This window comes from Rhodanobacter sp. FW106-HT46G03 (assembly GCF_058789895.1).
Map to the genome: position 1 here is coordinate 3,200,375 of NZ_JBYTCC010000001.1, position 19,692 is coordinate 3,220,066.

Genomic DNA, 19,692 nt, shown 5'->3' on the forward strand with positions numbered 1-19,692 from the left:
GTCACCCCAGCGCTGACGACATGGACACTGGGCAGGCCAACAAAAAGCCCTGCGCGTAGTCACACCCCATGGTATGCAGCGCATCGCGCTGCGCCTGCGTTTCAATGCCTTCGGCAATCACCTCGATGCCCAGTGCGCGCGCCAGCGCAAGGATGGCCACCACCACGCTGTTGGCGCCGAGCGCGCCGGGGCGATCCAGCTCGACGACGAACGCGCGGTCGATCTTGAGCATGCGCAGCGGCAGTGAGTGCAGGTAGCTCAGCGAGGAATACCCGGTGCCGAAATCGTCCAGCGCGGCTTGCACGCCGACATCGCGCAGACGTTCCAAGGTATCGCGCACGCGCAACGGGTCGTCGAGCAGCGCGCCCTCGGTGATCTCGATCACCAGCCGCCCGGGCGCCAGGCCGCTGCGTTCCACCAGTTGCAGCAACCGGCGCTCGAAATCGGCACGCCGCAAGTGCTGGGGCGACACGTTGATGGTGACGAACGTGGCTCCGGTGTCGGCCTGCGCCATGCGCCGGCAAACGCGTTCATAAAGCTGCCAGTCGATCGCTTCGAGCTGCCCGCTGTCCTGCGCCACCCGCAGGAACTCGCCCGGCAACAACAGCCCGCGACGCGGGTGATGCCAGCGCAGCAAGGCTTCGTAGCCAGCGACCGTGCCATCGGCGAGCCGATAGACCGGCTGGAAGAATGGCTCGAACTCGGCATGCGACAGCGCATGACGCAGCTCGGTTTCCTGCGTCAGCTCGTCGACGGCGCTGCGCGCCAGGCTGTCGTCGAACAACACGTAGCGGCCACGCCCCAGCTCTTTGGCGCGGTACAACGCGCGGTCGGCGTCGCGCAGCAGCGCATCCGCGCGCGTCCGGCCACCGCCCAGCGCCACACCGATGCTGGCGGATGGCTCCAGCTCGCGGCCGCCCACGGTCAGCGGCTGGTGCAAGGTCGCCAGCACGCGGCTCGCCACCTGCTCCGCCTCGGTCGCGTCGGTAACCGCGTCGAGCAAAATGGCGAACTCGTCGCCGGCCAGGCGCGCCACCACGTCGGGCGCACGCACACAGGCACGCAGACGACTGGCGATAACCTGCAGGAACGCGTCGCCGGCCAGGTGGCCGAGGCTGTCGTTGATCACCTTGAAGCGGTCCACGTCCAGATACAGCAGCGCGCTCTGGCCCGCCGGGCGCTGCTGCGCCAACCGCAAGTCGAGGCGCTCGCGCAGGTAACCGCGGTTGGGCAGGCCGGTCAGCGCGTCATGGGTGACATCGTGCTTGAGCCGCGCCTGGATGCGTTCGCGCTCTTCGATTTCCCGCCGCAACTCGCGCGTGCGGTTGGCCACGCGCTGTTCGAGATCGGCATACGCCCGTTGCAATTTTTCCGCCGCGCGCCGGCGATGGATGCTGCTGGCGATCTGCAGCGCGGCAAAGCCGAGCAACTCCTCGTCGGCCTCGTCGTAGCGCACGTCGGCGGTGTAGCTTTGCACCGCCACCAACCCGATCGCGGCGTCGTCCACCCGCAGTGGCATCCCCAGCCAGCACTGGGACGCCGGCCCGAAATGGTCGTGGTCGATTTCGCCACGCTGCGCCAGCGCCCGCATGTCATCGGGTCCACCCAGCAGCGGCTTGCCGGTGCGCAGCACATACTCGGACAGGCCGCGCGACAGCTCGCGCTCCTCTTGTTGCCGCACGCCGCCATCCACGTAATACGGAAACTGCAGGCGCGTGCCGTCGTCAGTCAGCAGGGCTATGAAAAAATTGTCGGCATTGATGAGCTCGCCCACCACGGCGTGCACGCGCTGGTAAAACTTCGCCTCGTCGATGTCAGCGGTGGCAAGCTGCGCCAAGTGGTACAGCGCGGCCTGCAGGCGCTCGGCGCGCTTGCGCTCGGCAACCTCCTGCTGCAGATCGGCATTGGCCGTGGCAAGCTCCGCCGTGCGCAGGCGCACGCGCTCTTCGAGCTCGTCGCGGCTCTCCTTGCGTTCGAGCGCGGTGAGCACGTGGCTGCCGACGAATTGCAACAGCGCGCGGTCCTCTTCGGTAAAGCGGATGCCGGCGCGGTAGCTTTGCACCACCAACGCGCCGAGCACCTCACCCTCGCGCCGCATCGGCACGCCAAGCCAGTCGACCGCACCGGGGCCCATCGGCACCAAGCCGCCGCGCAGCCGTTTGCCGATCGAAGCCAGGTCGCCCATCAACGAACGGCCGCCGGTCAAGAGGTGCCAGGTCAGCGTGTCGCGCATCGCATCCAGCGGCTCGTCGACGTTGAGCACCGGTGCATCGGTGTCTTCGCTGTCGGCGTAATACAAAAAACGCACGGTCTGCCGCTGCGGGTTGCAGCGCACGATGAAGAAGTTTTCCGCATACATCAACGTGCCGACGATGGCGTGCAGGCGCTCCAGCACCTCGCCCATGTCGAGCTCGGAGCCGGCAAGGTCGGAGATCGCAAACAGTGCGCGTTGCAGCGCCTCCGAGCGCTCCATCTGGCGTTGCGTCGCTTCGAGATCGTGCATGCGCAAGGCGCGTTCGAGCTTTTCGGTCACCAGCGGCAACCACGCTTCGATCGCGGCAAGCAGTCCGGCATGCCGGCCGGCGTGTTCCAGCTCGATCAGCAAGGTGGCGCGCCCGCGCGACAACAGCCGCACTGCCATCACCTCGCCAAACACCACCGAGGCTTCGCCGCTGCGTTCAAGCCGACCACGTACCATGGCCAGCGGCGCCGACAACGGCGCCGCCGCGTCGTCACGCAACGCGGCAGAGAACGGTGACCACACGACGCGCGCCGAGGCGCAACCCGGTTGCGCACACACCCGCTCACTCGCCAGCGCCGCAATGTCGCGCGGATCGGAGGCACTCACGAGACGCCTCAGCCACACAGCCGGTTCGACGCGCCCTGCAACTGGCACGACAGCAGGTGTCGCTTTCATGCTGCCTTCCTCGAAACCCATGTGCTTTGCGTACCCTTGCACGCGTTGAGCCCTATGTCACTGGAGACGCGGACGGCGACGCCGATTCAGCCATCCTCTGCGCCGGCTTTGGGCCGATGCAACCGCCAACCACCACGCAAACGACCTGAAAACGGCTTTGCCCCGCCTGCCTCGTTCCCACCCCGTACGCTCTCAATCGGTTGTCCCGCCCCATCCTGCATCGGCAAACCGACCACAGGCTTGAGATTCGGTCACGGTTTTGCACCTACCCGCGGGCTTGGCACCACCAGTGGTGCCAAGCAAAGACCGGGCCGAAAACCACGTGCCGGTAGAATGATGTGATGCTTGCCGACACCACCAAGGACGCGATCCGCGCCGCCTACGCGCGCCTCAAGGAAGGCCTGCCCGGCTTTCGCGCGCGTCCGGCGCAGACGCGGATGATCGCCGCGGTGGCCAACGCGCTGGCGGCGCCGCATGGCGTTGCGGCGATCGAGGCACCCACCGGCACCGGCAAGTCGATGGCCTACCTGATCGCTGGCCACGCCGCCGCCCGCGCACAGAAGAAGCGCCTGCTGATCGCCACCGCCACCGTGGCGCTGCAGGAGCAACTGGTCGAGCGCGACATCCCGCTGTACCTCAAGCTTTCCGGCCACAGCGCCAAGGTGGCGCTGGCCAAGGGTCGCAGCCGTTACCTGTGCCCACGCAACCTGGCCATGGCGCGCCAGGGGCTGGACGGCCCCACGCAAGCCGGGTTCGGCTTCGACCCCGAGCTGGCGTTGTGGCAAAAGCCGCCGAGTGAGCGCGACAAACGCGCGCTCGGCAAGCTCGCCAAAGCGTGGGACGCCGGCAGCTGGAACGGCGACATGGATGCCGCGCCGGAGCCGATCGGCGACGCGCTGCGCCCGCTGCTCACCACCAGCGCCGGCGGCTGCACCAACCGCAAGTGCGTGTATTTCATGCAGTGCCCATTCTTCACTGCACGGCGCGCGGTGGACGACGCCGAGATCATCGTCGCCAACCAGGACCTGGTGCTGGCCGACCTCACCATGCCGGCGGACGACGAAAGCTTCGGTGGCGTGATCCTGCCGCGCCCGGACGAAACGCTGTACATCCTCGACGAAGCGCACCACCTGCCGGCCAAGGCGATCGACCGCGGTGCCGCGGAGGTTCACCTGGCTGCCACGCTGCGTCACCTGAACCGCCTCGGGCGGCAAGTGCACGCGGCCTACTCGCTCACCGACAAGGAAAACCTCGGCCGCCTCACGCTGGATGCCGGCGACGCCAAGCTGCAGCAACTGAGCGATGGCCTGGAAGCGCTGGAGAAGGAAATCCGCCTGGGTTGGGTACCCGACCCCGGCGAGCTGGAACCGATGTACCGCGGCTCGCTCGGCTGCCTGCCCGCGGCATGGGTGGACCACGCGCACGCGCTGAGCCTCCTGACCGGCGAAGTGCAGCGCTGGCTCACGGCCGTGCGCCGTGCGGTGGTGGAAATGACCGATGGTGGGCCCACGCAGGATGCGCTCGCGCGCGAACTTGGCATCGGCCTCGAACGCGTCGCGCGGCAAGCCGCCTGCTGGCAGGCGTGGGCGGCGGAAGACGGCGAGGCCGCGCCGCCGCTCGCGCGCTGGGTCAGCCTGAACGGCGAGCAGCAACTCACCTGTCACGCCTCGGCAGTGTCGGCCTCCAGCCTCCTGCGCCACGTGCTGTGGGGCAACGCCAGCGGCGTGGTGCTGACCTCGGCCACACTCAGCAGCGGCGGCAATTTCCGCGGCTATGCCGACGCCGTCGGCCTGCCGAGCGACGCCGCCACCGTCAGCCTGCCCTCGCCGTTCGACCTGGCTGCGCAAGCACGGCTCGAAGTGCCCGCGCTCGATGTGCTGCCCACCGCGCGCGAGGAACATGCGCAAGCCATCAGCGACTGGCTCGACGCCCACCTCGACTGGGCCGCCGGCAACCTCGTACTGTTCACCTCGCGCGCCAAGCTCGACCGCGTGCTGCAATGCCTGCCACTGGACAAGGTGCGCAAGGTGCGCGCGCAAGGCTCGCTCGGCAAGGCGCAACTGATTGCCGAGCACGGCGCCGACATCGGCGCTGGCAAGGGCAGCACGTTGTTCGGCCTGGCCAGCTTCGGCGAGGGCCTGGATCTCCCCGGCAAGCTGTGCGAAACCGTGGTCATCACCCAATTGCCGTTTGCGGTGCCCACCGACCCGGTGGGGGCGACCTATGCCGAATGGCTCGAGTCGCGCGGGCGCAACCCGTTCATGGAAGTCTCCGTGCCTGACGCCACGCGCCTGCTCACTCAATACTGCGGCCGCCTGATCCGCACCGAAACCGACCACGGCCGGGTCGTCATCCTCGACCGCCGCATCGTCAGCAAACGCTACGGCGCCGGCATGCTGCGCGCGCTGCCGCCATTCCAGCGGGTGATCGAGCGGTGAGCATCCTGCACCTCGCCGAGTGCCCGCCGCGGCCGTGGAAAAACGGACTGGGGCGCACGCGCGAATTGGCCGTCCATCCGCCAGGTGCCGGCATGGACGATTTCGACTGGCGGGTAAGCGTGGCCGAGGTGAGCGCGGCGGCGCCGTTTTCGGCGTACCCCGGCGTGGATCGCGTGATCGCCCTGCTCGATGGCGACGGTTTCACCATGCACCTGGGTGATGGTCGCGAGCATGCGCTGACCATACCGTGCGCACCATTTGCGTTTGCCGGCGAGGCGCCGGTGACGATGACGCTGGCCGGCCAGCCGGGGCGAGACTTCAACCTGATGCTGCGCCGCGACCACGTGCGTGGCGGCGTCGAGGTGTGGCGTGGCGCCGGCACGCACGTGCCAAACGCCGATACCGTGCTGGTGTATTGCGCGCGCGGCCGCATCGACAGCACGGAGGGCGCGCTCGACGCGGGTGACGCCTGGCGGCCAGGTCGCGGCGCGCTCGTGCTGGATGCGGACGCCGTCGCGCTGGTCGTCCAAGTGATGCCCGCGGGTTGATCGCGGCACAATGGTGCCCCCTCACCGCGAGACGCCGCGATGGTCGCCTTCCTGCTCTGGCTGCTGCTGTTCCTGTTGTGCTGGCCGCTGGCGCTGCTCGCGCTGGTGCTCTACCCCGTCGTGTGGCTCGTTTGCCTGCCGCTGCGGCTGGTCGGCATCACCGTGGGCGCGGTGTTCGCCTTCCTTGGTGCACTGCTGATGCTGCCGGCGCGGTTGCTGCGCGGACGGCCGACGTGAAAGCAGGTGCCGCGCCCTGCCCGTGCGGCAATCCGGCGGGCTACGCCGCGTGCTGCGGGCCGCTGATCGAAGGCGAGCATCCCGCTGCCAGTGCCGAGGCCTTGATGCGTTCGCGCTATACCGCCTATGCGTTGGGCCGCGAGGATTACCTGCTCGCCACCTGGCACCCGCGCACGCGCCCGGCCGCACTCGGTCTTGCTGCCCAGCACCCCGCGCCCACCTGGCTCGGGCTGACGGTGAAACGCAACACCACGCGCGACGCCGACCACGCCACCGTCGAGTTCATCGCCCGCTACCGCGTTGGCGGTGCCAGCGCGCAACGCCAGCACGAAGTCAGCCGCTTCGTGCGCGAAGACGGCCGCTGGTATTACCTGGATGGCGTGGTGGATTGAGTGCTTGGAGCCGGGATTTGAGATTCGGGATTTGGGATTCACAAAGGCTGCCTGGTGCCGCGCGATCTTCCAAAACCCGATTCCCTATTCCCGATTCCCGGCTCCAAACCGCATCGTCGTTTCCCCCAGCGCCACGCCACCCGGGCCGAAACGGCGCTCGACGATGATGCCGTGTCCGGCGTGGTCGATCGCCACCACGGTGCTGGCGCGGGTGCCGTATTCGCGGGCACGGATGAAAGCCGGCGACAGGCGGCGTTCCAACTCGATGCCGACGCCGGTGTCGGGCAGCGCCACATCGGGTGCGGGGCGTTCGTCGGCCAGCGCCGCAAACAGCGGCGTGAAGTCGTCGCTGCCGGCAGCAACCCACGCTTCGACGCAGGCGGACAACGCGCAGGTCTTGGGCCACGGGGTGTCGAACGCGGCGTTGGAGAGTGCATGCACGCCGGGCGTCACGGCCTGCGCGCGCGGGCCGGGGCGGTTGCCGAGGTAGTAGCCGGCGCGGGCGTCGAAGGTCAAAAGGTTGAACGGGCGGTATTCGGCCGCGTGCACGGCGAGCGTTTGCGCGTGCGTCGCGGCATCGTCGTTGCCGGCGAGGAAATCACTCACCAGCAACCCGCGCGAGGCGCCGAGCTGCGGGTCGCGTGGGTCGCGCACGTTGGTCACCACACTCACGCGGCCGCCGTCGGTCACGCCCAGCCAAGTACCGCCGGCCTTGAGGTCGCGGCCGGCGAGGATCGGCAGGTCAGCCCAGCGCGCCAGCGGCGCACTGGGGCGCGCATGCTGCTCGTCGCGGTTGCCGGCCAGCACCAGCCGCCAGCGCGGATGAACCCGCCAGGCCACGGCAATCAGACACATCTCGGCACCTCGCGGGGAATGGCCTTCAGCATAGCCACTGTGCCGTTCAATGCCGCACGGCAGCGTTCGCCTTGCGCACCGCCTCCACGAAGCCCCTGAACGGAATGTCGGTAATGCCGACCAGGCCGAAATGCGAGTTCTCGCCATCGAGCAAGCGGCCGGTCACCGGCTCGTCCACGTACTCGAACCAGTGCACGCCCACGATGTCCGGGTCGCTCGCCGCCGCCTGCAGGTAACGCGCATAGGCCACGCCGCGCTGCGCCTCGGTCTCCACCGACACCACGCCGTTGCCGAACGGGCCGCGGTCATCCGAGCCGAAGCTGAACTCCGAGATCAGCACCGGCTTGTCGAGTTGCCGCATCGCCGCCGCATCGAAGCCGTGCTGAGGCAGGTCGGCATACACGTTGAAGCTCACCACGTCGCAGTACTTCGCGCACATCGCGATGGCCTCGGACGTTTTCATCGCGAACCGGCTGCCGAGGTAGAGATGGTGCGGGTCGTGGCGATGGATGGCCGCGGCGACGATGCGGAAGAACTGCCCGGCGTAGCGGCTCAGCCACGCGCTGTAATCGGCGGCAATGGCGGGATGCGCCGCATCCGGTTCAGGCGCCGGAAAATTGGTGGCGGCCAGTGCCTGCCACGTCGGGAGCGCGATGCCCCAAGCTGCGGCGAGCCGATCGGGCGTGCCGTACTTGGCCCTCAGATCGGCGATGAACGCCTGCTTGGCCGCGCTGCGCGCCTCGCCCCGCAGCGTGCCAATGGCCAGCGCCCAGCGCCCACCCGGGCCCCACGCCGCCCACGACAACTCGTTGCCGGCAAAGTAACCGAGCAGCCACGGGTCATCGCGCACGCCCTGGGCGGCCTTTGCCGCAGCGGCTTCCACTGCCGGTGCGAAGCGCGGGTCGAAGGGATCGGGCATGCGCCCCCACAGGTCGTGACCGGTGCTGACGTTGCCGAAGTCGCCGCGGAGCTCCAGCTCGCGCGTGTACGGCAATTGGTGCATCGCGCCCAGCGCAGGATCACTCCAATTGCCCAGCGTGTTGAAGCCCCACGCTTTCAACCGCGCCAGCGTGCGTGTGCGCCAGGCGGCGAGCCAGTTCTTGCCATCGACGCGGTACAGGTTGGCGGCGTAGAAATCGAACCAGCGACCGTGCTCGCAACAGCGGCCGGCACCCGCGCCGCGTTGCGGATCGCGGCTGTCGCCCGTGCCCCAGAACGCGGCCCACGCGCCAGTGTCCGGCGGCAGGTCGCGGAACATGGCTTCGCGGCCCTCGACGTAGGTGCGGGTGCCATCCGCCACCGTCGCATCCACACCCAGCGAGAAGAAGCCATGGCCATCCGGCGTGACCAGCCACCAGCGGCCGTCGGCCTTTTGCGCATGGAACCATCCGGTGCCGTTCAATTGGACGTCCAGACGTCCGCCGTAGCGATCCATGCGTGCCGTGGCGGCTGCGGGCAGCCGCTGATTCACGGCGGCGCGCAGTGCGGCGTCATCGGCGATCTTCTCCGGCCACTGCCCGCGTGTGTACTGGCCGTAGCGGTCCACGATGCCGGTGTAGGCCGCCTGCAGCAGCGGCGTGCCGCGCACCACGTCGAGTCGCCCCAGCAGGATGGATTGCGGTGCCTGCGGCGCCGGCATCGACACGCGCACCGCATGCACCGCAGCCGGATCGAGCTGGCCGCTGACGGCGGTAGCCAGCAGGATGCGCTGGCCGTCGTCGTCGAACGGCCGTGCCGGCCCCTTCTGCATGCCGAACGCCAGCGGCGAGGTGGCGGCCAGCGGCAGCACCAGCGTCTGTGCCGGGCCGGCCGGCAGGCCCACCGTCGCCTGCAGATGCTGGCCCTGGCCGCTGTCCACCACGAGGTCGAGCGTCACCGCCCACGGCATGGCGTTCTGCACGCGCAGGTGCAGCTCGCCCTGACTGCGCCAGTCCCAGGCGCCGTGCGCGGGTGCCAGCGTCAAGGCTGGTGCGGGCGATGGCGTGAAGGTGTAGCGACGCTGCGCAACGCCATCGGCGGCGGTTTCCGCCGCCGGTGCGGCGGTCACGTGCTGCGTCCCGACGCGCACGCCGGCAGCCGGCGCCGTCAGGTCGGCCACCTGCGTTGCGCCCGCGCCCATCGGCACCGCGAGGCCGAGCCCCGCCACCAGCCACCACGCCCATCGTTTCATCGCCGCCTCCGAGTCCCCGGCCAGTATGCGGCCGGTACGTCACGCCGCGCCGTGCTTCTGCCAACGTCGCCACACCGCGTACACCGGCACGCCGAGCGCAATGATCACCAGGCTCATGCCGGCATCTCCCGGCGTGGCGATGGCGGTCGCGGCGATCACGCCGAGCACGGTCACCACGAACACCAGCGGCAGCAACGGATACAGCGGCACCCGGAACGGAGCCGGCTCATCGACGAATTTCCAGCGGTACCAGAACAGCGTGCCGATGCCGAACGCATGGCCCAGCCACTCGCCCACCGTGGTGTAGTCCACCAATTGGCCGAAGTTGCCCCACAGCATCAGCACGATGGTCCAGCCGCCCAGGAGCGCCAGCGCCACGCGCGGCGCGCGGCTTTGCTCGTGGATGCGGCCCACCGCGGAGAACAGCGCGCCATCGGCGCCCATCGTCTGCAGCACGCGCGCGCCGCCGGCAATGGCGATGCTGCAATAGCCGAAGGTGGAACACGCAATGCCCACCGCCATCACGCGTTGCCCGGCGGTGCCGAACAACCGCCCCATGAGGTCGGCGGCCGGCGCGGAGCTGGCGGCGAGGCCGGCGTGGCCGAGGCCCGCCAGGTAGGCGACGTTGGCCAGCACGTAGGCGGCGACCACACCGAGCATGCCCAGCAGCAGGGCACGCGGCAGCGTGCGTTGCGGGTCGCGCACCTCGCCGGCAAGGTCGTTCAGATAATGGAAGCCGCCGTAGGTGAACAGCACCGGCAGCAGCGCGCCGACGAACGCGCCGTTCGACACGTGGTGCGCCGGATCGGGCGCCAGCACGCCGCCCAGATGGCCATGCGCCAGCACCAGTCCCACCGCCACCAGCATCGCCACCGCGGCCAGCTTCAGCACCGCGAACACGTTCTGCAGCAGCGCGCCGGCGCGGATGCCGCTGAAGTTCACGCCGACGATGAACACGATGGCCGCGATGCCCACCGGCGTCACCCACGGCAAGCCGAGCCCCAGCGCCTTGCAGAAATAATCGGCAAAGGTGATCGCCACCGCCGCCACGCTGCCGGGGTAGTTGATCAGCGCCATCGTCCAGCCGAACAGGAACGCCGGCAGCATGCCGAACGCTTCGCGCAGATAGAGGTAGATGCCGCCCGCCTGCGGCCGCCGTGAGCCAAGCTCGGCGTAGCACAGCACGCCGGTGAGCGTCAGCAGGCCGCCGAGCACCCACAGCACGAGCAGCGGCAGGCCGGAAGCCGTGCGCTCGGCGACCGTGGCCGGGGTGCGGAAAATGCCGGCGCCAATCACGCCGCCGACCACGATCATCGCGCCATCCCACACCCCAAGGCGGCGCAGGTAGCTGGCCTGGTTCGAACTCGTCATCGCGCCACCTTAGCGGCCGCCACCGGACCCGGCCAGCCTTGCCGCGCAGGCGCCGAGGCTTCACGCTGCGCTGCCGCCCATTTCCGCGGGAACCGCGCATGACGATCCACCCGGCCACCCGGCTGTTCCCGCTGCTGATCGTCGGCATCGGCCTCCTCGCGCTGCGCCAATACCGCAGCGCGCAAACCCTGCTGCAAGACTGGGCCCGTGCCAACCACCTGCGCATCCTGCGCAAGCGCCGCGGCATCCCGCCGCTCTCCATGTGGTTCACCACCTCGCGCAACCAGTACCTCTACCGCGTGGAAGTGCTCGACGAAACCACCCGCCGCATCCGCAAGGGCTGGATCAAGCTCGGCACGTTCTGGTGGGGCACGATGTCGCCCGACGCAGTCGAGGCGACGTGGGACGAGGAGTGAAACCCGGCGCCTGATGCGCCACACCCTTATGGGTCGGGCTTCAACCCGACTGGTGCGTGAGCCGCCGAATTGCCGAACGCCTGCCGGGCTGAAGCCCGACCCACAGGGCACCTGGGCGGCGCGGCGCCGCGCGCAGTCTAGAATTCCGGCGTGATGCCTACGCTGCGGAAAATCATCCACGTCGACATGGACGCGTTCTACGCGTCGGTGGAGCAGCGCGACGCGCCGGAGCTGCGCGGCAGGCCGGTGGTGGTGGCGTGGCGCGGCAGCCGTTCGGTGGTATGCGCGGCGAGCTACGAGGCGCGCAAGTTCGGCATCCATTCCGCGATGCCTGCGGCGCGCGCCGAGCGGCTGTGCCCGCAGGCGGTCTTCGTGCCGCCGGATTTCAGCCGCTACAAGGCCGTGTCGCGCCAGGTGCACGCGATCTTCGCGCGGCACACCGCGCTGATCGAACCGCTGTCGCTGGACGAGGCCTACCTCGACGTGACGCACGCGGAGAACGGCCTGCCTTCGGCCACGGCCATCGCGCAGGCGATCCGCGCGGCGATCCTCGAGGAAACCGGGCTCACCGCCTCGGCGGGCGTCGCGCCCAACAAGTTCATCGCCAAGATCGCCTCGGATTTCAACAAGCCGAACGGCCTGTGCGTGGTGCGCCCGCGCGACGCGCTCGCGTTCCTCGCGCCGCTCGCCGTGAACCGTCTGCCCGGTGTGGGCAAGGTGATGGAGCGCAAGCTCGCGGAGCTCGGCGTGCGCACGGTGATGGCGCTGCGCGGCGTGCCGGCGGACGCGCTGGAAGCGCGCTTCGGCCGCTGGGGCCTGCGCCTGCACGAGCTGGCGTTCGGCATCGACGAGCACCCGGTGGAACCAGACCGTCCCACGCTGCAGATCTCCTCCGAAGACACCTTCGAACACGACCTGCACCTGGACGAGCTGGAGCCCGCCATTCGTGCGCTCGCCGCGCACACCTGGGCCGCGCACGAGCGCGAGGCCCGCGGCCGCCACGGCCGCGTCGCGCGCACCGTGGTGCTGAAACTCAAGACCGCCGATTTCCACACCCTCACCCGCAGCCTCACGCCGGCGCAGCGCCCGGCTTCCGAAACCGAACTGGCCGACATCGCCTGTGCGCTGCGCGACCGCGTGCAACGCTCTCCCGGAGAACGCTACCGCCTCGTCGGCGTCGGCCTCAGCGGCTTCGTGGAGGTCGACAGCTATCAGGCGCAGGGGGAGTTGTTTGCCTGAAACCTCAAAACCGAAGCTTCCGGTACCCCCCCGGAGGTGCGTCGCCACTTCCAAAGGAAATTGACTCCGACTCCACGCAGCGCGGACACTGACTTTTACCCTGCCCATGGCCACGGGGATTGACTCCGGTCTCGTGCGTTGAAGAGGGCGACACGCGATGGCTTGAGACAGCACGGCGAAACGGAGAGCTTCGTTGACAGAGATGACGTCATCCGCCACCAGAGTTGCCCACTTGCTTCGCGAGGCTGGCAACGCACTTGGCCACGGTCAGGCCAACCTTGCCGACCGTGGTCTGAGCCAAGTGCTGGCACTCGATCCAGGCAACGTGGAGGCCCAACGCCTTTTGGGCATTGCCGCACTGGTGCGCGGCGACTACCGACGCGCCATTGCCCATCTACGCAGCGTTGTCGCCGCACACCCTGACGATCCCTCCATCAACATGACCCTGGGCAATGCCCTGGTTGAGACTGGCGAAACCAAAGCTGGACTGGATAGCCTGCGGCGTGCCTGTGAGCTCGCCCCGGGGATGGCTGCTGCGTGGTACAACCTTGGCCGCGCGCTGCAAATGTCGGCTCAGGTGGAGCAGGCTCATGGTGCCCTGCAACGTGCCGTGGCAATCGAGCCGGGCTACGTCCGAGCACGCAACGCACTGGCTACCGTACTGACCAACTTGGGTAATATCCCGGCCGCCGTGACGCTGCTGCGGGAAACCCTGCGCGATCATCCCGACAACGCCGACGCATGGTTTGCCCTGGGCAGTATCAAAACCGAACGCCTGACCCGCGGCGACACCGCACACCTGCAGCGACTGTTCCGCCAATCGGGTTCACCCGACGACACACGTATTCTGCTTGGCTTCACCCTGGCCAAGGCCTTGGAGGATCAATCCGATTACGCCGCAGCCTTCGACATGGTGCACGAAGCCAACGCGCTGAAACGCCAATCGCTGTACTGGAGCCGCAGCGAAGAACGGGCGCGTGTCGAGGCCATTTCGGAGGCATTCTCCACCCCGATCGCAAATCCACTGGACGCCGAGCTGGGGCGGGAAATCATCTTCGTGGTGAGTCTGCCGCGTTCCGGCTCCACTCTCGTCGAGCAAATCCTGGCCGCCCATCCGGAAGTGACCGGCGGAGATGAGTTCCAGGCGTTGCCCGAAATACTCGACGAGGAATCCGCGCGCCGCGGTACGCCCTTCCCGCAATGGGTGTCATCAACGACTGCGGACAACTGGCACCGAATGGGCACTGCGTATCTGGCCCGCGCGCGACGTTGGCGGCCGCAACACGTGCGACTCACCGACAAGAACATCAGCAATTGGGCCTTCGTGGGGGCCGCGCTGGCCATGCTGCCCGGAGCCCGCGTGATCAACGCGCGCCGCGATCTCGTGGAAACCTGCTTCGCCAGCTACCGCCAGCTGTTCGCCACTGGCGTCCACTTCAGCTATGACCTGGACGACATGGTGGATTACTGCGCCGGCTACGAGCGCCTGAGTGCCCTCTGGCAACGACAATTTCCACAGCGCTACTTCGACCACCACTACGAGTTGCTGCAGCAGGATCCAGAAGGACAGATCCATCGCGTACTGGATTTCTGCGCGCTGCCGTTCGATACCGCCTGCCTCTCCTTCCACCAGACGCCACGTACCGTACTCACCTTCAGCTCGGCCCAGGTACGCCAGCCGTTGCGTCTGGACACTGCACGCGCCGCGCTCTACGGCAACAGGCTTGATCCGCTGCGTGCCCGGCTCCATGCGGCCGGCCTGCTGTCAACCAGCCCCTGAGGCACGGGCCGCCGGCCCGTTACCGACGCGTCGCCCGGTTGTCCGAAGCCAAATCGGCCGACATCGGCTACGCCCTGCACAACCGCAAACGACACGCGCAGGCAGCACATCACAAAAACCGGGATCGGCGTCGATACCCCTGACTAGGTAGCGCCCCCGAAAGCGCCTGCCGGGGATCGGCCCCGACCTCGTGCCCGTCCACAAAAAAACCGCCGGCCCGAAGGCCGGCGGCGCAAGTGCATCAGATGAATCCCGGATCAGTAGTCGTACGTGACCGAGAACCGCATCGTGCGCGGCGGGTTGGTGAACAGCGGCTGCTGGTAGTACGAGTCGACGAAGATCGTGTTGCTGGTCGGATCGAACGACGCCGGGTACGACGGGCTGGTCTGGGTGGCACGCTGCTGGTTGAAGACGTTGAACACGTCGAAGTTGAAGCCCAGCTTGTGGTCGGCAAACGCCGGCTTGTAGTGCACGCCCATGTTCAGCAGCTCGGTCCACGGGGTGTGGCCATTCGACCCCGGGGTCACGCGCTGACCGGCGCACCAGTGGTAGTTGCCCGAACCATAGCCGTTGTAACCGGTCGGATCCGCCGCACCACCCTGAGCGTACTCGTCCGGACCCTGCACCAGCGGGCCGTAGTAACCCAGGCACTCTTTCGGCACACCCGACTGCACCAAGAGCACCGCGGACACCATCCATTCCGGCGTGATCTGGTAGTCGCCACGCGCGCGGATCTGGTGCTTGCGCACGTTGATCAGGTCGCCGTACTGGCCGTCCATCAGCTGCCAGCTATCCCAGTCCTCGGTCTTGGACACGTCGCCCTGGCCGAAGTCCGAACGCACCTGGCCTTCGGTATTGCCGAAGCCACGCGAGAAGGTGTAGTCGATGCGGCCGAACCACTTGCCGTCGAACGGATGCTCCAAGTACATGTTCAAGGCGCCGTACTTGCGCACCGCACCACGCTGGAAGCCCCAATCCTTGGTCGTCATCGGCACCAGGTGGCTCTGGGTGCCGTCGTCGGACACCACCAGCATGGTGTTGGTGCGGCCCGGGTTGAACAGACGGCAGTACGACGCGCCATACAGCGAATCCCCGTACTGGCTCGGGTCAAGGCCCATCGTGGTCATCTTGGCGGCGATCTGGCCCGGCGAGCATTCGTCGTCGATCGCAGCCTTGAGGTCACGCCACATGGCCTTGGCGCCATACACCCAGTTGTCGCCCAGCTTCTTGTCAAAGCCGACGATGAACTCGTCGAGGTATTCCGGCTTCAGGTTGCGCGCGGCGACCTGAAGTGGATCCTTCGGTGCACCGGTTTCGCCGTCCGGCGAAGAAGTCGGCGCGAGCTGCGTCAGGCCCTGCGGCACGCCCGTGACCGGATCGATCGAGGTGTAGGAATACAGCGTCGTCAGGTAGGTCGAACGGTTGGCCGCACGCTCGGCCGCATTGCTCGGCAAGGCGAGGTAGTAACGGCCGAAGTTGCCGTACACCTTGAACGAGGAATCGCCGAACACGTCCCAGCTGGCACCCAGACGCGGCTCCCACTGGTTCTTCTCTTCCACGAACGGCTTGGACAAGTCGTTGTAGTTGGTGAAGTGGTCGTTGCGGACGCCGATGTTCAGCAGCAGGTTGGGCAGCACCTGCCAGGTATCCTGCACGTACCACGCCTTCTGTGTCGTGGTCATGCTGGTCGCCCAGCCGATGTGGCGCTTCTGCACGATGTTGCCCGCAAAATAGCGCCAGTAGTAGTCAATCGACGGATTGAACGGGTTGGTGAAGCTCGGGCCCTGATCGGTCGCGCGGTAGGACATGTTGTCGATACCGACGGCGAGGTCATGGTCACCCAGGCGATAGTCCAAGTCCGCGCGCAGGCCGTGCGAGGCGTTCTTGGCGCCCGGCATGGTCCACGTGGTGTTGGTCTGGGCATTGTGCGGATGACTGCCATCCGGCAGGGTCGCGTTGCTGCCACGGGAAATGAACGGCAGTGGGCTGTTGTTGCCGTAGTTTACCGGGTCCTGGAACCGGCCCTGGCCGTACACGATGCTCAGGGTCAGGGCATCGGTGATGTAGCTGGTGAAGTGGCCGATGTAGAACTGGGCGTTGTCCTTGGCGATGTCGTTGCGGCTGGAGAACGCGCCCTTCTTCAGGGTGTCGTAGTCGAACAAGTACGTGTTGCCGGCACCGTTGCTGGTGTTGTTGCGCAGCGCGGTCAGCTCGAGGATGTTGCTGTCGGTGATGTTCCAGTCCAACTTGCCGTAGAACTTCTTCTGGTCGTCCTTGTACTCCACGACCTTGCCGCTATCCACGTTCTGGACACTGGTGCCCTTGGTCTTGGTCTGCTCGCCAGCCAAGAAGATGAACAACTTGTCCTTGATCAGCGGGCCACCAATGTACGCAGAGTAGATGGTCTCCCACGACTTGTTGTCGTTGCGGTAGCGCTGCAGCGAACCCGGCTTGGTCGGATCGTCGATGGCGAAGTTGACCAGACTGCTCGACGGCGCAATGTTCGGGTGGCCGTAACGGTAGTTGGTCGGGTCGCTTTCCAGCGCACGCGGCTGCCACAGCACCTGGCCACCGAAGTGCCAGTCGTTGGTGCCGCGCTTGCCGACCTGGTTGATCACGCCGCCATCGGAGCGGCCGTACTTGGCGTCGTAGCCGCCAGTCAGGGTCTCTTGCTGTTCAATGGCACCATACGGCAGCTGGAAGCCGCCGAGGTTCTTGTACGGCTCGCCGACGTTGTAGCCGTTCACGTAGTACGAGTTCTCGGACACGCTGGAACCGCCGAAGGACACCAGCGACTTCCCGGACGGGCCGGAGAAGAAGCTGCTGCCAGGCGTGGTATTCGGCGCCAGGAGGGCGATCGCCTCGGCACTGTGTGCCACCGGCAGGCGCTGCAGGTCGGCGGAGGTGATGACGGTGCTGGAGTTGACGCTGGTGACGTCAATCGCCGGCAACGCATTGGCGGTGACCGTGACCGAGGACAGCTCCTTGGCGTTGGAGCTGCTTGCCGCCGCGCCAGCGCTGCTGGTGAAGTCGACACCGGCGGCGCCGCCGCTGGATACGAAGGTGTTGTCACGCGAGCTGACCACCTTGCCGTTCTGCTTCAAGGTGATGGTGTAGGTACCCACCGGCAGGTGGTCAACGCGATAGCGGCCCGTGCTGTCGACTGGCACTTCGCGCGAAAAGCCGCCGGCATTGGTGACGACTACCGTCTCACCGGAGCCGGCTGGCGCCTGACCGAAAACGCTACCGACCGTGCTCTGTGCCAGTGCGATGCCGGTGAAGCTCAAGCCGAGCGCCACCGCCAGTGCGGTGCGGCGCCAATGGGTGCGGCCGACACCCGCGTGGTATGGCTGATTCATGTGGTATCTCCCCAGATGATTGCAAATGACGTGGGCCGACGCCCGTGCCGACGTCACGCCAAACCGGCCATCCGCCGAAAACGTCCCGCCGCTCTTTGTTACAAGAACTCGCGAACCGGGCTCGACTCTGATGGGCCTCGGCACAGAAAGTAAGCCCATGAAAATGCCGCCGTCAACAAAAACTTCATGAACGCCGCACACAAACGTTAACAATGCACGTGCCCATCGGGGCGCCCTTTTGTGCTAGCCACGCGCAAAACACGGCGCGGGCAAGCGTCATCGCAGGCTCGAATTGAGCCGCGCACGCCGGCCGCAATACCATCCAACAATGACCTCGACACCGCTGCCCCCCTCTTCGGTTGCATCCTCGCCAGCGCAGGAAACCAGGACCGCGATCGCACGCCTCGAGCACGTCATTGCGGGCACGCCGGATGATGCAGCGACGCTGATCGAACTGGCGAACTTGCGATTTGCGGCCGGGCAATTTCGGGCATCCGTGCCGTTGCTGTTGCGCGCGGCGCAGCACCTGCCGCGCAATGCGCCGTTGATCGTGGCGCTGGTGCAGCGCCTGGTCGCGTGTGGCGAGGTCAACGCCGCACGCGCCTGCCTCGACCTGCTCGCCGGTGCACCACAGGCGCCGCCCGATCTGCTGGCGACCCAGGCGCATCTGCGCTTCTCGCTGGGCGAAATCCCCACCGCGCTGAACCTCATCGAGCGCGCCATCCGCGCCGGTGGCGACGCGCCAGGCATTGCCCACATGCACGCCATGCTGCTGCAGTTCAATGGCCGCATTGATGCCGCAACCGCCACCCTCGACGCCAGCCTTGCCCGTTGGCCCAGCTTCGGCGATGCCGCCGTGATGCTGGTCAATCTGCACAAGCAGACGCCGACGGCAAACCGCCTTGCCGCATGGCGCGAGCAACTGCAGCAGTTGCCATCGGACGAGCAGCAACCGGATCGCGCGTTCGTGCGCGCCGAGTTCGAGTACGCCTGTTTCAAGACGCTGGACGACCTCGGCCAGCCGGAAGACGCCTGGCCGGCACTGGCGCGTTGCAATGCGCTGATGCACCAACTGAATCCCTACGACGCCGACGGCGAAGCCGCCGTGGTGCGCGCCATGCAGGCCTTGTCGCCTACTGCAGCGACGCATGCGGCGCCACCCGACGGCCCGTGCCCAATCTTCATCGTCGGCATGCCACGTTCCGGCACCACGCTGCTCGACCGCATCCTGTCCAGCCACCCGCAGGTGGAGTCGGCCGGGGAAATCATCGATTTTTGGCGCCAATTGCACTGGGCCGCCGACGTCACGCCGAACAAGACCCGCAGCCTGCTGCGCATCATCGAGCGCAGCGACGCTATCGACTACCACGAACTGGGCGCGCGCTACCTGCGGCAAACCCAATGGCGCGCCCACGGCAAGCGCTGGTACGTGGACAAGCTGCCGGCCAACATCCAGATGGTGGCATTCATCCGGCGGGCGTTGCCGCATGCGCCCATCCTGCACATGGTGCGCGACCCGATGGACACCTGCTTTTCCAACTACAAGGCGATGTTCGGCAACGTATCGGCGTACAGCTACGACTTCGACGCGCTTGCCCACTACTACCGCGGCTATCAGGAGCTCGTGCGCCATTGGCACCACAGCCTACCGGACGCCATGTTCGATGTGGACTATGCCGCGCTGGTGCAAGACACCGCCGCCGTGGTGGCCAAGGTGCTGGCATGGTGCGGCTTGCCGCCCAGCGACGCCTGCCTGCATCCCGACCGCAACCCGCAACCGGTCGCCACGCCGAGCAGCGCGCAGGTGCGCGAGCCGATCCATCGCCGGGGCGTGGATCAATGGCGCCGTTACGCCGCCCAGCTGGCACCCTTGCAGGCAGCACTGAACGTCGAGCGTTGAGGTGGCGCTGAGCCAAGGCCAGAGTCAACGCCTCCGACCGGCCGTCACGTCGGAAGGGCCTGCGGGAAAT

The 19,692-nt window shown here is 67.4% G+C and carries 13 protein-coding genes; 8 read left to right on the plus strand and 5 right to left on the minus strand.

Features of this window, described 5'->3' with window-relative positions; genetic code table 11:
- Nucleotide 1: 1 nt before the first annotated feature.
- The gene (locus tag AC3WP6_RS14400) at nt 2-2,848 is read right to left on the minus strand and encodes a bifunctional diguanylate cyclase/phosphodiesterase (RefSeq protein WP_492628300.1); all 2,847 of its coding nucleotides are present in this window, start codon (nt 2,846-2,848) and stop codon (nt 2-4) included.
- Between the two features lie 410 nt (nt 2,849-3,258).
- On the opposite strand from AC3WP6_RS14400, the gene dinG reads away from it, so the two are divergent.
- The 4 genes from dinG to AC3WP6_RS14420 are packed head-to-tail and all read left to right on the plus strand — an operon-like array spanning nt 3,259 to nt 6,532.
- Nucleotides 3,259-5,355: an ATP-dependent DNA helicase DinG gene (dinG, locus tag AC3WP6_RS14405; protein ID WP_492628301.1), complete on the plus strand. Its 2,097-nt coding sequence runs from the start codon at nt 3,259-3,261 to the stop codon at nt 5,353-5,355.
- The gene (locus tag AC3WP6_RS14410; protein ID WP_492628302.1) at nt 5,352-5,903 is read left to right on the plus strand and encodes a HutD/Ves family protein; all 552 of its coding nucleotides are present in this window, start codon (nt 5,352-5,354) and stop codon (nt 5,901-5,903) included. Before dinG ends, AC3WP6_RS14410 begins: the two co-directional genes overlap by 4 nt.
- A gap of 39 nt (nt 5,904-5,942) precedes the next feature.
- Entirely contained in the window at nt 5,943-6,140 is a 198-nt protein-coding gene (locus AC3WP6_RS14415; protein WP_492628303.1) for a hypothetical protein, read from the plus strand.
- Nucleotides 6,137-6,532: a YchJ family protein gene (locus AC3WP6_RS14420; protein ID WP_492628304.1), complete on the plus strand. Its 396-nt coding sequence runs from the start codon at nt 6,137-6,139 to the stop codon at nt 6,530-6,532. The genes AC3WP6_RS14415 and AC3WP6_RS14420 overlap by 4 nt, the downstream gene beginning before the upstream one ends.
- 84 nt (nt 6,533-6,616) lie before the next feature.
- Here the strand turns inward: AC3WP6_RS14420 and AC3WP6_RS14425 are convergent, their stop codons facing one another.
- From AC3WP6_RS14425 to AC3WP6_RS14435, 3 genes are read right to left on the minus strand one after another with little or no spacing between them, the layout of a single operon-like run.
- Nucleotides 6,617-7,387, minus strand: coding sequence for an NRDE family protein (locus AC3WP6_RS14425; RefSeq protein WP_492628305.1), 771 nt, complete (start codon nt 7,385-7,387; stop codon nt 6,617-6,619).
- A gap of 46 nt (nt 7,388-7,433) precedes the next feature.
- Nucleotides 7,434-9,557: a beta-galactosidase gene (locus AC3WP6_RS14430; protein ID WP_492628306.1), complete on the minus strand. Its 2,124-nt coding sequence runs from the start codon at nt 9,555-9,557 to the stop codon at nt 7,434-7,436.
- Nucleotides 9,558-9,596: 39 nt separating this feature from the next.
- Nucleotides 9,597-10,928: an APC family permease gene (locus tag AC3WP6_RS14435; RefSeq protein ID WP_492628307.1), complete on the minus strand. Its 1,332-nt coding sequence runs from the start codon at nt 10,926-10,928 to the stop codon at nt 9,597-9,599.
- 98 nt (nt 10,929-11,026) lie between these two features.
- Between AC3WP6_RS14435 and AC3WP6_RS14440 the strand changes: the two genes are divergently transcribed.
- The 3 genes from AC3WP6_RS14440 (at nt 11,027) to AC3WP6_RS14450 (ending at nt 14,363) form a co-directional block, all read left to right on the plus strand.
- The gene (locus AC3WP6_RS14440) at nt 11,027-11,344 is read left to right on the plus strand and encodes a hypothetical protein (protein WP_492628308.1); all 318 of its coding nucleotides are present in this window, start codon (nt 11,027-11,029) and stop codon (nt 11,342-11,344) included.
- 153 nt (nt 11,345-11,497) lie between these two features.
- Nucleotides 11,498-12,583 (plus strand): DNA polymerase IV, encoded by a 1,086-nt coding sequence (gene dinB, locus AC3WP6_RS14445; RefSeq protein WP_492628309.1) that lies wholly within the window; start codon nt 11,498-11,500, stop codon nt 12,581-12,583.
- Between the two features lie 202 nt (nt 12,584-12,785).
- Entirely contained in the window at nt 12,786-14,363 is a 1,578-nt protein-coding gene (locus AC3WP6_RS14450) for a tetratricopeptide repeat-containing sulfotransferase family protein (protein ID WP_492628310.1), read from the plus strand.
- 257 nt (nt 14,364-14,620) lie between these two features.
- Here the strand turns inward: AC3WP6_RS14450 and AC3WP6_RS14455 are convergent, their stop codons facing one another.
- Entirely contained in the window at nt 14,621-17,722 is a 3,102-nt protein-coding gene (locus tag AC3WP6_RS14455) for a TonB-dependent receptor (RefSeq protein WP_492628311.1), read from the minus strand.
- Nucleotides 17,723-18,050: 328 nt separating this feature from the next.
- Here AC3WP6_RS14455 and AC3WP6_RS14460 point away from each other — a divergent pair, with 328 nt between their 5' ends.
- Entirely contained in the window at nt 18,051-19,622 is a 1,572-nt protein-coding gene (locus AC3WP6_RS14460; protein ID WP_492628312.1) for a tetratricopeptide repeat-containing sulfotransferase family protein, read from the plus strand.
- The last annotated feature ends 70 nt before the right edge of the window (nt 19,623-19,692 follow it).

What these genes read in the sequence shown, in the direction of transcription:
- AC3WP6_RS14450 (WP_492628310.1), top strand. Translation starts at nt 12,786, where the DNA reads ATGACGTCATCCGCCACCAGAGTTGCCCACTTGCTTCGCGAGGCTGGC.
- AC3WP6_RS14435 (WP_492628307.1), bottom strand. Translation starts at nt 10,928, where the DNA reads ATGACGAGTTCGAACCAGGCCAGCTACCTGCGCCGCCTTGGGGTGTGG.
- AC3WP6_RS14430 (WP_492628306.1), bottom strand. Translation starts at nt 9,557, where the DNA reads ATGAAACGATGGGCGTGGTGGCTGGTGGCGGGGCTCGGCCTCGCGGTG.
- AC3WP6_RS14455 (WP_492628311.1), bottom strand. Translation starts at nt 17,722, where the DNA reads ATGAATCAGCCATACCACGCGGGTGTCGGCCGCACCCATTGGCGCCGC.
- AC3WP6_RS14460 (WP_492628312.1), top strand. Translation starts at nt 18,051, where the DNA reads ATGACCTCGACACCGCTGCCCCCCTCTTCGGTTGCATCCTCGCCAGCG.
- AC3WP6_RS14415 (WP_492628303.1), top strand. Translation starts at nt 5,943, where the DNA reads ATGGTCGCCTTCCTGCTCTGGCTGCTGCTGTTCCTGTTGTGCTGGCCG.
- AC3WP6_RS14425 (WP_492628305.1), bottom strand. Translation starts at nt 7,387, where the DNA reads ATGTGTCTGATTGCCGTGGCCTGGCGGGTTCATCCGCGCTGGCGGCTG.
- dinG (WP_492628301.1), top strand. Translation starts at nt 3,259, where the DNA reads ATGCTTGCCGACACCACCAAGGACGCGATCCGCGCCGCCTACGCGCGC.
- AC3WP6_RS14440 (WP_492628308.1), top strand. Translation starts at nt 11,027, where the DNA reads ATGACGATCCACCCGGCCACCCGGCTGTTCCCGCTGCTGATCGTCGGC.
- dinB (WP_492628309.1), top strand. Translation starts at nt 11,498, where the DNA reads ATGCCTACGCTGCGGAAAATCATCCACGTCGACATGGACGCGTTCTAC.